This is a genomic window from Yersinia sp. FDAARGOS_228 (assembly GCF_002073315.2).
GTDB lineage: Bacteria > Pseudomonadota > Gammaproteobacteria > Enterobacterales > Enterobacteriaceae > Yersinia > Yersinia intermedia.
Map to the genome: position 1 here is coordinate 2,659,656 of NZ_CP020409.2, position 15,439 is coordinate 2,675,094.

Consider the following 15,439-nt stretch of genomic DNA (forward strand, 5'->3'; position numbering starts at 1 on the left):
GTTTCTCTTGTCGGAGTGTAAATTTTAGGTTTCGCATGGTTTTCTGCGGTCACACTAAAATTTACTGGTGTCATTAACGTGTTGCTCACCAAATGCGTCAGCCTTTTTGCTTTATCCGTTCAGTCGCCAGGTTTGCCCACACTGATATTTATTATATTTGAACAAAGATTATCATTAACGATTAAATATCTCTGATGGCAAAAATTAACAATCTTTGCCATCAGAGATATTACTGGTTTTTATAATTAAATGTGACTTCTCATCAATATCCAAGCTAAAATAACTTAGGATTTTGTCTGTGTTTTATTTTAATATGAGTTAAATAAATCATGTGAACATTATCGCTGGCATATTAGAAGCATATTTATACTATTTAACTGTTCACATGATAGTACAGTGGGATAATAACGTGCCCCTCAATACAATACCCCTGTTTTCTGACAGTGCGGATAAAGTCATTGGGCAAACCAGACTGGGATAATTTCCCTTTTAAACTCTGTACCACTTGGCTCAATCGCTTATACGAAGATACTAATCCGTTATCCTCCCATACTGACATCAGAACACCATTATAATTAGCAATCTTCCCGTCGGCATTAAGCAATAAATAAGTCAGTAATCGTATCTCCGTCTCTCCAAACATAACGGTACCAACATCGCAACGGCACTGGCGTACTCCGTAATGGGTGAAGCGCAACACAACGCCATGTTGCATGTTTACGAGAATATTATCACCAACGAGAAAACCATATATGTCATGTGTACGATATGTATTCTTTTCTATTTCAGACGTATTGACCAGATACATCAACACTTCCTCTCATCAATGGATTTGGCGGAAAAGCTCCACAATATTTTGCACACCCAGTTTTTTCATAGCTGAGCGTTTATGATGACTCACTGTTTTTTCGCTTTTACCTAAGATCCGTGAGATGTGACTCCCCGAAAACCCTCTTTTCAACAACTCAAGAACAATAGATTCATTTGAAGTGAATGGCTCAGAATGAAACCCTGTGTATACAGGCCATTCAATTGATGGCGTTAACGATGCATCCTTTTTCGCACACAGTTTCAATACTTGACTTATTTTGCTAACGATTTCAACTTCTTCGTCTGTTTTATAGAAAATCCCAGAGACTGTATTCGGCTCGACATTCCTCAGTAAGAACGTATTTTGGGAATTTAAAATAATAAAAATAGTGAGTGATTCATTTCGTTTTAAACAACAAGCTTGCTCAAGTGTCTGATAAAAAGCATTAGAGTCTGCATCAATAAATACTATTTCAGTCTCTTCACTCAGGTTGCCTGCGAGGATTGCTGGTTGTTGTACATGATTCTTTGCCAGAGCCTCTTCAAGTAAGATAAACAAACCGTATCGAAAGTAATTATCCATTGTTTCTATATTGCAATAAAACATTTCGACCCCCTATAATAAATTTTTTGGTGGAAAGAAAAACATCCAATTCTGACAATCAGGTTGTGGATAATTAATGACTATCTATTCACGTATGTGGACAAATAGAAGTTATTGATCTGTGGTAAATAATAAGTATAGAAATTGATTGTGAAGTGACTCGCTCTCTTCCCACACCTTCATTGCTGTAAATTGTATAACTAAAATATTTTTTCTCAAAATCAACGCTAGAAAAATAAATTATAGTAGAATAAGTAGGCAGCATATTGAGTTAACCGCTCAAGTGCAGAGTAAACAACTATAAATCCGTATGGATATGGAATAAAAGATCATGTAATGGTGGGAGTGTGAAACATAACCCCCAATGCTAACTTTTTTAGTCAAATTATAAAAAAATTATAAAAAAAGTTTAATGAAACACTTTTGGACTTACTTTAAATTTGTTAATTTGCTATTCGCAAAACGTGTTGTTATCTAAGGTTTTTTTATCTTGCTAATTTATAGTGATAATGTGTTATTTTTTCTAAGCTAATTATCGTGCACTATTACACCGCTTCCTACAATTAATACCAGAAATATCCTACGAATGATCGCTTCTCATCCTATGATTGAATAAAGTGAAATTGATTTTCGCATCTTACTTTTTGATACAAACAGCATTGTTGCAAGCTGCTCTAAACTGAGGTTTGAGCTAACTGGGTCGTCACTTTTCTCATCGGGTTAATTGATAAAACCTTTTCACGGTTCTTGGAAAATATCTTTAGAGAACGGAATAGGGCTGTTGCTGGTTGATAATTAATTTTTTATGAATATCCGCGAGCGGCATGGCCTTGTCATACAGCCACCCTTGCGCATAAGGAACGTCTAAATCTAACAGAGCCTGCGCTTGTTCTGCTGTTTCAACACCTTCGGCAATCACCTGCATGTTCAATTGCTGAGCCATACTGACAATTTGCGGTACCACACTGCCGGTCGCGATATTCATACCTAGCCCCAAAATAAATGAGCGGTCTATTTTCAATGTCTGCACTGGCAGTTTATTCAAGTAAGAGAGACTCGAGTAGCCCGTACCAAAATCATCCAGAACCAGCATAAATCCCTCTTCAGACAAACTTAGCATATTACGTTTAGCGTTCTCGTCATCCACAAGGCTACGTTCGGTGATTTCCAGTTTTAAATAATGTGGTGAGAGTGCATAGGCGGCACATTGTGTCCGTAAAGCCGTTGCAAAGTCTGCGGCCGATAAGTCAGCTGCTGAGATGTTCACCGCGATCATTAATTTTGGATGAGTTTGATGCAATACGCTTAGGTCAATCATGACCTGATGCAAAACATATTGGGTTATCGAGCAGATTAATCCGGTTTGTTCTGCCACAGGAATAAATACATCGGCGGGGATCGCGTTCCCCGAAGTTGTCGGCCAGCGGATTAACGCCTCCAGTGATTGTATTTGCCCGGTTTTTATCTCAACAATCGGTTGATAGTGAAGACAAAAGTTTCCTTTCTGCAATGCTCGTCGAATTGCTTTTTTCATGGATAATTTGTGCCTGGCATAACAGTAGAAGAACGTACTGTATGACAAGAGTAATAACAGGTTGATGACCCATTGAGCCGGCCAAAATGAATGCAACCAGAATGAACGGAGTGCAGTGAGAGGAACAGAAAACTCAACCCGTAGTCCGCTGTCTGCTATTTTACTGATGATGAGCCAACGGTTGTCAGGGGCTGTACTGCTGGCGGAATGTACCAACAGTTCATTATTTATCATAATATGCAGTTGGGTCCGCTGCTCTTGCCCAGTAACATGAAACCCTGCCAGTTGTCGCTGGGGAAGTAAGGCAAAAACACCTTTCTTTCCAACCAGAATATTGCCTTTTCCTGCGGCTAATACATCATCTGCGAGTATAAAAAATTGCACTCCTTGCCAGTTGGTGACTAACGATTTCTTTGATATTGCTTTGATGTTATCGCCATAGGTCAGGCTGCATAACGTTTTGTCGGGTAACGTATAAAGGATATCGGTTACGACGACAGCACTGAGAAGCTCAGGAATGAATACCTCGCGGCTTTTTAAAGAACAGTCCTGGGGATCACGCTGGAGGGTTTTATCCAGTAAATCTTGTGCCTCCGTCAGATATTCTTCGACGGTGTACAATGTCTCTTGCGATAGTGCAGTTATCTCTGCTTTTGTCTGATGAAGTAAGACATACCAAGTCGTTATACCACTTAAGATGAGTGTCAGTATGAGACCTAACAAACTCACGACAATAAGTTGCCGGATATTTTTACTGTGCTGCATGGTGGCCTCGCTTGACCTGAATAAGAATAATCAGAGGATTATGGTCACTTTCGTCAACATGAATTCACAGTAACGCGAATACCTGCAACCTGATGTGTGAGAGGGGAGGAAGACCAACCAAGGTGCTGACACAACTAAAATTTTCAGCACTTTGCGGTCTGTCGTATAAATAACTTTTTCGGCCTTTGGGAACGCTAAAATCAAGTTCTTTGGGCAACTGTGCTGATAGATGTCTGTTGTTAACGACCGAGTGATTTATTGCCTACCAGACTGTTACCATCATCATTGATCAGCGTGTAACGAACGTTCTCGGGCTGCCATGTGGCTTCTGCGCTCATATCCACTTTTTTTTGCGTAAAGGGTGCCAACATACCCATATCAATATCATGTGATTGGCCCCCACCTGTTAACGTTGCCGCACTGAAGGTTGCGAAATAAGGCGACCGGTTTTCGACAATGAGTGTCAACGAACCGGGCTGTCGGACCAGAGTGAACTGCTGTAGTTCGGTCAGGTTATCAACTTTCAGTTTCAGGTTAGGTGGACGATAAAACACCTTTAATTGCACGCGTACTGCCACTTTCACCGCCGAAACACCTGGGGGTAACCCTGTTTCGGTTGGGGGGATTTCGTAAATATTTAGCCAGTACAGCGACTCACGATCCTGTGGTTGTGTTTGTTGGGTCGCCAGCAAGCGCAGATTTTTCTTCTCGCCGGATTCCAGCCTGAAAAGCCCTGGTAGGGGCAAAATCGGGACATTATCGGCTGTTTCAGGTGTGCCTTCCGGCGCACCGTCATCAATCCATGCCTGCACAATCACCGGGTAAGCATTGCCGTTCGACAACAGTAATGAACGCTCACGATCGGCGGCGGAAAAGACTACGCGCGATGACTCAATAATAATGCCCGCTTGCGCCCAGCCACAAAACAACGCTGCTGCGGCAATACATACTCCCAGTAATTTTCGCATCATTGCACCTGGATAATGACCTGTGCCGTCGCGCTGACTTTGCCAGCGGTAACTGTCTTACCGGGCAATGCCTTCAGTGTCGCATTCAGCGTTTTGGTATAAGTGGTCATGCCGCTAACGACAGCACCGGCGGTCGCATCATCCAGTACCGGGTACCATCCTGCCGCATTACCCCCAAGAACCGAACCACTCAACGTACTGAGCAGATTCAGCGCCGAGCCATTGGTGCGTGAAATTTGAATACCTACACCGGAGGCTACCGTAGAATTAGTGCCATAGCCGTCTGACAGCAAGTAGCTGACACCTGAGCCGGTGGTCCCTAGACCGGCAGACACGGCCGCTGCCGCATTAGCCGGATTCACTCGTATCCCCATCGCTGTCTGGTTGATTGCAACCCCACTGCCGAACGCGGTTACCCCGGCATTCGCTGGTGCTCCGGTCTGGCAAGCAAATTGGATGGTAATCGGTCTCTGCCGCGTCACTCCCGCCTTCAGTTCGGTGACCGTGATAATGGGGAAAATCACGGTGGGTGTGACATTGGTCACCGAACAACTGGCTGTACGTCGGACAGTGAGGTTGTTATGCAGGTTCACTGCCCCCGGCCACATATTGTACCAACCGTAGAAAATCGAATTGGAGTCAGCGCCGACGGTTAGACCACTGGAAAGTGTCCCGCCGCGAAAGGCGATATACGTGGCAGGTTGTGTCCAGTTGACAAGACCGACAGTAGTCGAGCCAGTAGAATTACTGAGGCGAAAGAGATCTATCTTGGTATTGCTGAAATTTTTGGCTTTAACCAAGATCCACCCTTGTGAATCGGTATCCAGGCTAGTCAATGGGCGGGCTTTCCAGTAACGGGAATACAATTCGCCGGTGACCAGATTAGTGGCACGCAGAGCTACACCATCAATAATAGTTTGATAAGCGCCCGGTAAGCCATTGGCAGCCCCCGCGTCGACATTACCGGCATAAACAGAATCGCCATTAGTGGCGTAATATTCATACAGGTTCCCCGCCTCGCTGGCGGTGCAGCGAAACAGGATCTGCTCAGCGCTGTAGGGCTGGGCACCGGATTGCAGGAAGTTCACTGTGCCGCTGGCAAGTAGCGTTCCGTTAGGCTGGAAGGTACTGTTATTGACATTTACGGTTGTCGGTAAGGTGCCGACAGAGCCTGACGGGTCCGTCGCACCGTCCCAATTGGCGGCGGTGCCTTTACCCGGTTCAGTATAATAAGGTGAACTGGGGGTGCTGTCGGTGGTGGTGATACGGTAACACTCTGCCCAGCCAGGGGCGGCTATCGTCATCCCCGCCACTGTCAGCAACGCCACAGTCAAGGTTCTGCGCATATCTCTCTCCGGTTTCTCTCTGAATATCACTGGCTGTTGCACGGCAACGCCAGACGATACAATGATTGTTTCATGTCCTGACCCTGCAGGTCGTAGTTCAGGGTGCACTGTTCACTGGTCGCCTCACCCCATTTCACTCGCAGTTGTCCCTGCTTGCCTGCGGCACGCGCGTAGATTTGGTTCCCCTGACCGACCAGACCCACGACAGTGTTATTGCGGTCATACACGTTGCTGCCCAACGGAAAATTGCCCCGTTGCGCATCAGGCAATTTAATGAGCAGTGCATATCCCTCCAACGTTTTGAAGTGTACTTTTACCACTGAGCCTGCATAGGGCGCGATGCGTTGTTGATTCTCATTAAGTTCGACATTCGGGTTTTCGATCCCCTTGGCATCCAAACTGATGTCGTTGTAGCGATAAGGCACCAGTGACGGGACGATGGCATAACCGGCGTTGTTAATCTTCGCGCCCATCCCGTTCATCACCTCGGCACCTTTCACGCCTTGTGCTTCGATCAGCGCAAATGTATCGCCAAGATAAGGGCCGAAGGTCACACCATCGCTGTGCAATACCGCAGACCCACGGACACTTCCCCCGCCTTGGGTATAATTCTTACCTTGAGAGAAACTGCCTCCCACGGTGGCTACGGACATCTGTTGGGTCATGTTGGCGCCCACACTGCTGCCGGTACCACCAGGCTCGAACGCGCCATTGACCGTGTAGCTAAGGCGTTGGTCTTCCCCGAGGGTGCCTGTTAGTGCACTCTGGTAGTGGGTACTGCCGGTGTCACCGGTGGTATGGCTCATACCGGTCGAGAGTATCGGCGATCGCGGCCCTGCGCCCAGAGGAATAGAAACGGAAAGCATGGCAATATTCTGTGTGCTGCTATTACTCACATTGTCTGCCGACGACATACTGTAACGGAGACTGCCGGTCTGCTGACGGCTGAGTGACAGGTTATAACTGATAGTGTGGTAATTGTGTGAATAGGCCATCTGGTATTGGGTGTCACGGCCCCGGTCCGAGCGATAACTGCTGGTTGAACCGGAAAAATAGAGCTGCCCATATTCCCCCAGCCCCTGACTGACGGTAGCCACAAACTGATTACTTTGTTGGTAGGTGTTTGAGGACCACGTGTCATGGTTGTCATACGCGGCACGCAGCCCCAGCACATCGGCCAGATCCCGATAGCCTTGCGTGGAATAGCGGTAACCCGCTAGCGCCAATGTAGTCGATGTCGGCATAAAGGTCCGGCTGTAAGTGGTCCCCAGCCGCCAGCCGTTAAGTTTGTCGCCCCACAGGTCGGCTTGCGAATACACAGCATTGAGGCCCAATGCACCGAACTGACTGGCCAATACCGCACCACCCAGTAACGCCTGATAACCATCAGAAATACGTACACCAGTGTTGGCCGTGACCGCGTTGGTCAACCCAGCCTGATAGATCATATCCGTAAACAGATTATTGCTGTTGCCGATGTTACGCACCTGCCCGGCAGATAAACTCACGTGCGAGTGCCCCGGCCGCATTGAGTCAGGTACTGCTGAGAAAGGAACGGTAAAGGAGGAAACACGACCATCCGCTTCCTGTACCTCAACCACTAAATCCCCCTGAAAACTGGTGGGGTACAAATCATCAATGACAAAGGCACCTGGGGCGACAGTGGTTTGGTAGATCTGCATACCCGATTGGCTGACGCTGACCTTGGCGGTGGTCGAGGCGACACCTCGGATAGTGGGGGCATAACCGCGTTGGGACTCAGGCACCATGCGATCATCCGTTTCCAACTGTATCCCCCGAAAGCCCAGGCTGCTAAAAAGGCTACCGGAAGTGAAGTTGTCCCCCAGCGTCAGTTGGCTCCCTATCGACGGGAGAGGGCGCTGTACAAAGGAGCGTATTGCGTTCCACTGGCTGCTACCTGGGCTGTTGTCACTGAGGTAACGGGTAAAACTCGACTGTTGGCGAAATTGCCACAGCCCTAGATTGAACCCTGAATTCAACCCCAGATACGTCGACTCGGTGGTCGAGCCTGACGCGTTGGTACGATAATAATTTGTGTCATAACTGGTAAAGGCGACGGTTTCGCCCACCGATAAATGACCCTCCGGCACCGCGCCGCGTACCTCACGTTTCATCAAGGCCTGAGGTACCTGTAAATCGAGGCGTAGCCGGGAAAAATCAAACTGGCTGAGGGCCCCGTCAACCTGGTCTTCCAGACTCAAACACGACGTCACATCGCCGGTTTTTACCTTGATGCCATCGGGTAAGATACCGGCCGTCAACAGCATGTCCGGTGGCAGGCACTCAGCCACCTTGCCTTGCGGCCCGGCAGCAAAAATCACGGATTCTCGAGCCAGAAAATCGCCATTAATATAGACATCAACCTGATACGTTCCGGGTTCTACAGTATTCGCACGGTTAAATCGTGCAATGCTCTTTTGCGTCTTGAGACTCCCAACCAGCATGCTGTCGTCAAACTCAAACTGATTGTCAGGCGTTGCTGCCAATAGGGGGAATGACACCACCCCCAGCCACAGTATCAGTGATTTTAGTGGGAGAATATTCGTCGACAGACAACTCAATATTGCCTTTCCCTGGCGAATATCGGAATGGCGTGGGGATATTATTATTTTTATCTGCATTCCTTCGGTCCCATAACAATAAAATTTGGGGTACTGACGGGTAAGTTTGTCAGTCAATTCAGACGAGCTTCTGCATCAGTGTGACCACCGTAATCATTGATCAAGGTAAACTTAATTTTCTGGGCACCAGCAGCGGACTGGGCACTTTTCTCTGACGCCCAACTGGCTTGAGACTTCGGTGCCACCATACCGACCTTGAACGGCACTTCGGTCCTGCCCAGCATCGCAGTTGCGTTGATAAAAGAGGCGTAATAGCCGGAATCATTAGTGGCGGTCAGTATCCACTGTGCGCCCTGCTGTTTTAGCGAAAAGCGGATTTTCCCGGCAACCTCTTCAGGCCCGCCGGTGATCCCTTTGGGGCGGTAGAACACTTTGACCCGATTGCGTAACACCACCAACATCTGGTTATCGGCATTACTGGCCGTATTTTTCGGCGGTATTTGTACGCTGTTCAGATAAAATACCGATTCGCGATCCTGCGGCAGTGCCTTGCCGGTGAACATCAATCGAACAGACTGACCGGTTTTCGGCTCAATGCGGAACAGCGCCGGCACGGTAACAAACGGTCCATCGGCATTCTCGGGTGTTGAAGACGGGTTATTGATGTCTGCCCACATCTGCATCACGTAAGGAATAGTGTCATCATTGGTAAGTTGTACCGTGTGTGAGGGCGCATCGGCGGGATAGATTATCCGGGTATTGAGCATCACGACACTGGCCATCACCGGTACAGCAAGTAATAACATGAGGGTGGATAACGCGCCGATCATGGCACGTGAATATTTGAACGTCACAGGAAAAATCCTCGCAGGCAGCCCCCGCCTTCGCACCGGAAGGGGCTGTTGTTATTACTGGTAAGACACCGCGTATTGTACGCTTCCCAGTACAGAACCTGGGGTGGCAGGACCTTCGGCGTAGTATCGCACGGCGAAAATATGGCTAGCTGCTGTCGCGTTAGCGGCCAAAGAAAGACCAGCAGCACCCGATTGACCTGTCAGGTCGAGTGGGGTGGCAGGGGTAGCAGGGTCAACCAGTTGCAGTGAGACTTGACCGGCAGTACCGGTGTTGCCCATACGGCCGTTTGTTGTCAGGTTGTTACCGACAAACACGGTTTTAATCGCCGTAATGCTGGCGGAAACGGTGCAACCGGTCAGACCGATAGTGAACGGTGTTTGCCCTGAGGTCTGGCCAGCCAGTGCCAGCGATGAGCTAGGAACCGTTGGCAATAGGACCAGTGGTGCGGATGCATTACCATCGATGGTGACGGAACAAGTCTGGTTCGCCACTTCGCCCTGGAATTGAATAACGTCATTAGCCAGTGCCGCAGTAGATAAAACCAGACCAGCAACAACGAGTGCAATTTTGTTCATTTTTTTCATGTTAACATTTTCCTAATTGGATTAAGTACCTGGCGAATGATTAATGGCATATTTAATTCACCCGATTATCTATTAAATAAAGGTACTCTATTAAGGTTAAATCCAGAGGTTGTGTCTAGTCACTAAAACAGCCTTCTAGTAGAAATAACCTTGGGTTGATGGTGCTCAATAATAATTTCATCACGCTAAAAGAATTAATATAAATTCATAGCATGTTTGACTAACAAATCGTCTGTTGTCTTTCCATATTTCTGTTGCCAAATAATATAGCCAAACTATTTATTTTCAAAATAGTCGTGTGAAAAGCCGCTTACGGTCAAGTAAGCTGGGTGAATGTTAATAAATCGCCTTTGTGTTCAGGCATAAAAACCGTTAAACGGATAAAAACACGTAAAAAATCTGATAAATTCACAAAGTATGAAATATTAGTCCCAATGCCAGCTTTTTCACTTGATTGACAAAAAAATTTATAAAAGATGCTTATATAAAATATTTTTTGGAGCTTTTTTAAAAAACCTAAATGACCGTTCATGAAACACGTTGTTATATAAGGTTTTTTTACCGCCAAAGTGTATAACGAAAATCTATCATTGGTTTGCGAAGTGACTTTTACATAACATCTGTTCACTTTCCACATTCAATATCTGAAAATTCCTACAATTATTGGCTCATCATCCTAACATTGAAGGAAGTGAAATTAATTTTCGCATCTTATTTTTAATACAAACAATATTGTTGTAAGTGGCCTTAAACAAGTATTTTGATCAGCCAGGTCTGATGGAAACCTCTCTAAATTAACCACCGCGCTCACTTAGTTATGTCAATTTTTATTTCTTCTACTCGCTTCAAGCCAAAGATAACTGGCTCTGCAATGAGTTGTGGTTTTTACAACAGTGCCATTTGTGTTCAACTGCGTGTTCATCATGCCGAAATTCTAATTGAAGTAGGAACTTGGCGTAGGATCAACGCAGACCTCACGTAATTCACATTTTTCCTTATGAAAGGAAAGCGGTTTAATCATTTTTTCTTCAATGCGATATCCCTGGCCGCGAATAATCTGAATAAAATCCGCAGGTAGTCCAATTTCAACCAATTTACTTTTCAATTCAATAATAACCTGACTTAACCGCTTATAAGATGACACTAATCCGTTATTATCCCAAACACTTGACATAATATCGGGATAATAAATAACATCCTTGTTAGCATGTTCCAGTAAATAGGTTAACAGCCTCATCAGTGTTCCTGTCCCAAGAATAACCGTATCAATGGTATAATTTTTAAACCTTCTGGTCGTGTAAGTGCGAATCATGACTCCATGAGAGATATGAACATAAATATCGTCACTAATTAGGTACACGAAAACCTCGGAGTTTTTAGTCAAAATCATGTATGGCTCTCACTGCGGCTAGCAAAAACAATATTCAATACTTAAATTAAACCAAATTACATTGGTGACATTTAATCATTAACAAAAATATCGCCTATTGATACGATTAGTAAAGGAGGTGATGTGCTTAGATATTCACTCTCCGTACAACATAGATGAACCGTAAAGTATGAAATATTTATCTCATGACAGTGGTTCATCGGTTAACGCTAAATTTCAGGTATATTATCAATGAATAACCCACACAATTAAAATGAAGAATTATTTATTAAGGCAAATAGAGGTGAAATTAATGCGGTGTGCGCAGTGAAGTGGGTTTTTTAGTAACGACTTGAATTTAAATGATTTTTTATATCAATTGGGTTGTGGAATATACTCTTAATTCCCTTAAGTGATAAAATTAGTGATAGTTAAGGTAATTTTAGTGATAAAAAGATACTTCAAAAGTACAGATTATACTCATTTGTATTTGCTAAATGATTGCTTTTAGTTAGAGGATGGCATTGAGCCATGTCCATTACATTAGCTTATTTGAGATTGAGATTGAGATTGAGATTGAGGTTAGGATAAGTGGAGTTTTGATTTTTAGTCGGACTGTTCGGCAGTCCTGAAAGGAATGATGGGAATACATAGAAAGTGAGACTAATGGCTTAACATGTTGACATCGTGATTATGCGTGCTCACTAATATTCTATTTTCTCAGTGCATACGGTTTTATTGTATCATTATAAAAATAACAGTAATGCAGGTTGTTTTATTTACTCTTGAATTTTATTGCAATAAAGCCAAGGAATGACTTCTGTATGAATAACATAGTCCCCTTTAAAACCAGGGTAAATCCATAACTTTATATCCTTAGGATTGGCAAAATAAGAGTTTAATATGTTTTTCATATAGTCACTGGTTTCCAGTGGGAGGTGCTCCATGATTTTTTCATCTGTCAATCCAATAACATGAATAGAGTATTCGTTACCAGAGGAATCATATTTGAAGTTTATTTGTTGTGTTAATAGGGACTTATTATTTTTTGTTGTAGTCAGTTCGGCTTTAGATGTAATGCTACCCGTTTTTTCTAAAAACGAGAATATAATCACACCAGAAAAAGTCTCCACGCCAGCAGTGCTTACTTTTTCAGTTTTTAGTATAGAGTAGCACTTTATATTTTTTGCGTTATTACTACGATTAAAGGTATAGATAATGATAAAAGAAAGGATAATGATAAAAATAAATGGGGCGACGTATTTCAATGTTCTCATAACATTCCCTTACTTGATCATCAAATAGGATATACAATTTTTCGGCGTATTATTTAACACGTCACAATAAATCAAAGACTCCCTTTTTATTATCGGGTAGGTGGTGTAGTATAAGTTTTTTACTTTATTGCAATTTATTTTTTCATTTTTTATGATTTCTTTTACATTGCTAACATCATAACCTTCTGATAGTGAGAATAGATGGCATAATTCAATGTCTTCTACATGGTTGTAGTTCTCGATAGATTTTTCATATGGTGATTTTTTATTGTACAATAAAATTGAAAACAAAGTTATTATTAATATGGAAACCACTACCCACAAACTTGCTCTAAGCATCGAGTTGTTGATTGTTGCATTGTTTGAAGTTTCATCTATTACTATTTCTTCTTTTTTATCCTGCTTTTTCTTTTCTTCATGGGTTATTTCGAGGTCCTTAGATAAGGATAAACCGCGTCTTGGTAGGGTAAGAATAATATCCCCATTCAGTCCGACAACTTCAAATGCACGCCTAATCATCGAAATATGTTGGTAAAAATTATTATTAGTTGTTGTTAAACCTTGTTTTTCCCATGCTTGTTCAAAAAAATAATTTTGCGGTATAACGTTGGGATACTGATCTAAAAGAATATACAAACATTCATTGGTGGGAGCATAAAGACTTACTGATTTTTCGGGTTTATTTATGTTATAGATGATCGCGTTGTTATAATCATAAGCAACAATCTTATTTATAATGGTTAATCTGTTCACATTGGATCCCTTATCATGATTTTCAACAAAAAATCCCTTTACTTAAAAATCACCAAAAATTCAATTTTCTCTTTACTATTATAGTAGTTCCCAACTCTCAGTATTTAAAATATTTAAACACATTGGCAGCATTCATAATGGCATAAACGTACTTTACACTATTGCAAATAGCCGCTAAGGATAAGTTCTCTCAGGTTAAATGCTATAGGTGCTGAACAGCTAGTTCCACCACATGTACTTCGCACTAGGCGATTGCGACCAAGAGTTATACCGACCTTTATGCCTGTTAGCAGTGATTTTTACATGGATTTCACCCAAAAGCCACGGGCCAGGTCAGTTGGATGACTGAGTACCAAACAGGTTTTTCCCATTTCAGGTGCACGCTATACAGGCCTTTCCCAGCAAATTAGACCGACTCACGCTTATGTTTAAGTATGAGTCGATGCAAGTTGTGCCACAGATTGCAGTCAAACGCTGTTTGGATTTCTGTTTCTCAGATCCTAAAAATGGTGAGGAAACGTCTGAAACTAGGTGCGAAACCTGCACATCTTGAGATATTACTGGCACAAAGCATAAATATTCGGCATGTTTTTTACACTTCCACCTAAAATTGTAGGGTTACTCACATTGTTCTATAGTTAAAAGGTTCTAATGTTAATGAAAGATAAGGATGTTGGCTAATACGTGGATGGGTAGAAACTATCCTTCTTTATTGGTGGGTGATGGCTGTAGGTGATTGGATGATTCATGCATTTGCTGTATCGGAAGATAAATTTAGGGCTGTTGCTGTTTGGATAAAATCGTTTCGCTATACATCATCGGATAAACGTGATCTAAGGATTGATCTACTGCGGGGCATTGCATTGGTGATGATGGTTGTCGCTCACATCGAAGTGATGTCGTTATTGGATCTTTTTACCTGGGAACGTTTTGGACTGACAACTGGAGCTGAAGGGTTTGTTATTCTTTCTGGATTTATGATAGGCGTAATCAATCGCCAGCGTCTAAAAAAAGAAGTGCTATTAACTGTAAGCTATTCATTGTATCGACGAGCAGCAAAAATATATGTAGTCAATATAGTGATCATCCTTAGCATTTTGCTTCTAACTAAACTAACTTTTATAAATACTTTTGAAGCTACCCATTTTACCGATCGCTTTTCCGGGGTAAGTTATACGTTATACCCACTTTACGAGCAGATAAAAGAATCCTGGTTTAACATGGTGCTCTACTTGCAGATTGGGCCACATCAGAGCCAGATTTTGGGGTTATATTTTTATCTGTTGTTGGTAACGCCTCTTTTTCTCTACCTATTGAAACGTCGGTCGGTCGGTGTGTTGTTATTGTTATCGCTGGTTTTATATATCACCTATTATCTCACGGGGATACGATTTACATCGGCAGAGTTTGAGTTTGCTTTTCCATTGTTGGCTTGGCAATTTATTTATGTCTTAGGGGTGACTATTGGCTGGTACAAAGAAGAGCTGCTTTCGTTAGCCCGTACTCAGGCCGGATTTTGGAGTTTGTCAGTTATTGTGTTATTCACAATGGTCATGATGTTTATTGCACAAAATCATACCAACCCATTTATGCCTTATAACACGATGCTCCATACGATAAATGCGAAAGAATTTAATTGGTTCTATCAGAATTTTGCTGCAAAGAATGCACTAGGGCCACTCCGTGTTATCAATGATTTTAGTTTGCTGATAACGTGTTATCTGGTGTTGAGTTATTTTTGGAAACCAATAAACAAGGTGTGTGGTTGGTTCTTAATAACATTAGGTCAACATTCTTTGTATGTTTTTATTATCCATGTTTATGTTGTTTTGCTGGTTAATCAGTTGGTGGACTTTGGTTTATGGCATCGTGCCTGGTTGCTAAATACACTGGTTCATCTCTGTGCCTTAATGATGTTATGGCTTTTCGCAAAATATGATGTCGGTAGGAGATTCATTCCTAACTGATTTTTATTTTTCGACTCAATCTTGT

General features: G+C 43.3%; 12 protein-coding genes. 1 reads left to right on the forward strand and 11 read right to left on the reverse strand.

Going from position 1 to position 15,439, the window contains the following annotated elements:
• Positions 1–373 precede the first annotated feature (373 nt).
• From A6J67_RS12180 to A6J67_RS12235, 11 genes are all read right to left on the reverse strand, one after another.
• Positions 374–808 carry a winged helix-turn-helix domain-containing protein gene (locus A6J67_RS12180; protein WP_050074558.1) on the reverse strand — a complete coding sequence of 145 codons (435 nt, stop codon included), beginning with the start codon at positions 806–808 and terminating at the stop codon, positions 374–376.
• 15 nt (positions 809–823) lie between these two features.
• Entirely contained in the window at positions 824–1,417 is a 594-nt protein-coding gene (locus tag A6J67_RS12185; protein WP_050074557.1) for a helix-turn-helix transcriptional regulator, read from the reverse strand.
• 757 nt (positions 1,418–2,174) lie between these two features.
• Positions 2,175–3,713, reverse strand: coding sequence for an EAL domain-containing protein (locus tag A6J67_RS12190; RefSeq protein WP_050297345.1), 1,539 nt, complete (start codon positions 3,711–3,713; stop codon positions 2,175–2,177).
• 239 nt (positions 3,714–3,952) lie between these two features.
• Positions 3,953–4,684 carry a molecular chaperone gene (locus A6J67_RS12195; protein ID WP_050297346.1) on the reverse strand — a complete coding sequence of 244 codons (732 nt, stop codon included), beginning with the start codon at positions 4,682–4,684 and terminating at the stop codon, positions 3,953–3,955.
• Entirely contained in the window at positions 4,681–6,027 is a 1,347-nt protein-coding gene (locus A6J67_RS12200) for a fimbrial protein (protein WP_050297347.1), read from the reverse strand. Before A6J67_RS12200 ends, A6J67_RS12195 begins: the two co-directional genes overlap by 4 nt.
• A gap of 26 nt (positions 6,028–6,053) precedes the next feature.
• Positions 6,054–8,669 (reverse strand): fimbria/pilus outer membrane usher protein, encoded by a 2,616-nt coding sequence (locus tag A6J67_RS12205; RefSeq protein ID WP_050297348.1) that lies wholly within the window; start codon positions 8,667–8,669, stop codon positions 6,054–6,056.
• 53 nt (positions 8,670–8,722) lie between these two features.
• Entirely contained in the window at positions 8,723–9,463 is a 741-nt protein-coding gene (locus A6J67_RS12210; protein ID WP_226967839.1) for a molecular chaperone, read from the reverse strand.
• 54 nt (positions 9,464–9,517) lie between these two features.
• Complete coding sequence (locus A6J67_RS12215; protein ID WP_042569994.1) at positions 9,518–10,039, reverse strand: fimbrial protein; 522 nt, start codon at positions 10,037–10,039, stop codon at positions 9,518–9,520.
• 943 nt (positions 10,040–10,982) lie between these two features.
• Positions 10,983–11,360 carry a winged helix-turn-helix domain-containing protein gene (locus A6J67_RS12225; protein ID WP_172668579.1) on the reverse strand — a complete coding sequence of 126 codons (378 nt, stop codon included), beginning with the start codon at positions 11,358–11,360 and terminating at the stop codon, positions 10,983–10,985.
• 836 nt (positions 11,361–12,196) lie between these two features.
• The gene (locus A6J67_RS12230) at positions 12,197–12,694 is read right to left on the reverse strand and encodes a hypothetical protein (protein ID WP_042568202.1); all 498 of its coding nucleotides are present in this window, start codon (positions 12,692–12,694) and stop codon (positions 12,197–12,199) included.
• A gap of 9 nt (positions 12,695–12,703) precedes the next feature.
• Positions 12,704–13,447 (reverse strand): winged helix-turn-helix domain-containing protein, encoded by a 744-nt coding sequence (locus A6J67_RS12235; RefSeq protein ID WP_050297350.1) that lies wholly within the window; start codon positions 13,445–13,447, stop codon positions 12,704–12,706.
• Positions 13,448–14,187: 740 nt separating this feature from the next.
• Here A6J67_RS12235 and opgC point away from each other — a divergent pair.
• Positions 14,188–15,414 (forward strand): OpgC domain-containing protein, encoded by a 1,227-nt coding sequence (gene opgC / locus A6J67_RS12240; protein WP_042569991.1) that lies wholly within the window; start codon positions 14,188–14,190, stop codon positions 15,412–15,414.
• Positions 15,415–15,439 lie beyond the last annotated feature (25 nt).

Coding starts and splice junctions, on each gene's coding strand:
- A6J67_RS12180 (WP_050074558.1), bottom strand. CDS start 808: ATGTATCTGGTCAATACGTCTGAAATAGAAAAGAATACATATCGTACA.
- A6J67_RS12185 (WP_050074557.1), bottom strand. CDS start 1,417: ATGTTTTATTGCAATATAGAAACAATGGATAATTACTTTCGATACGGT.
- A6J67_RS12190 (WP_050297345.1), bottom strand. CDS start 3,713: ATGCAGCACAGTAAAAATATCCGGCAACTTATTGTCGTGAGTTTGTTA.
- A6J67_RS12195 (WP_050297346.1), bottom strand. CDS start 4,684: ATGATGCGAAAATTACTGGGAGTATGTATTGCCGCAGCAGCGTTGTTT.
- A6J67_RS12200 (WP_050297347.1), bottom strand. CDS start 6,027: ATGCGCAGAACCTTGACTGTGGCGTTGCTGACAGTGGCGGGGATGACG.
- A6J67_RS12205 (WP_050297348.1), bottom strand. CDS start 8,669: ATGCAGATAAAAATAATAATATCCCCACGCCATTCCGATATTCGCCAG.
- A6J67_RS12215 (WP_042569994.1), bottom strand. CDS start 10,039: ATGAACAAAATTGCACTCGTTGTTGCTGGTCTGGTTTTATCTACTGCG.
- A6J67_RS12225 (WP_172668579.1), bottom strand. CDS start 11,360: ATGATTCGCACTTACACGACCAGAAGGTTTAAAAATTATACCATTGAT.
- A6J67_RS12230 (WP_042568202.1), bottom strand. CDS start 12,694: ATGAGAACATTGAAATACGTCGCCCCATTTATTTTTATCATTATCCTT.
- opgC (WP_042569991.1), top strand. CDS start 14,188: ATGATTCATGCATTTGCTGTATCGGAAGATAAATTTAGGGCTGTTGCT.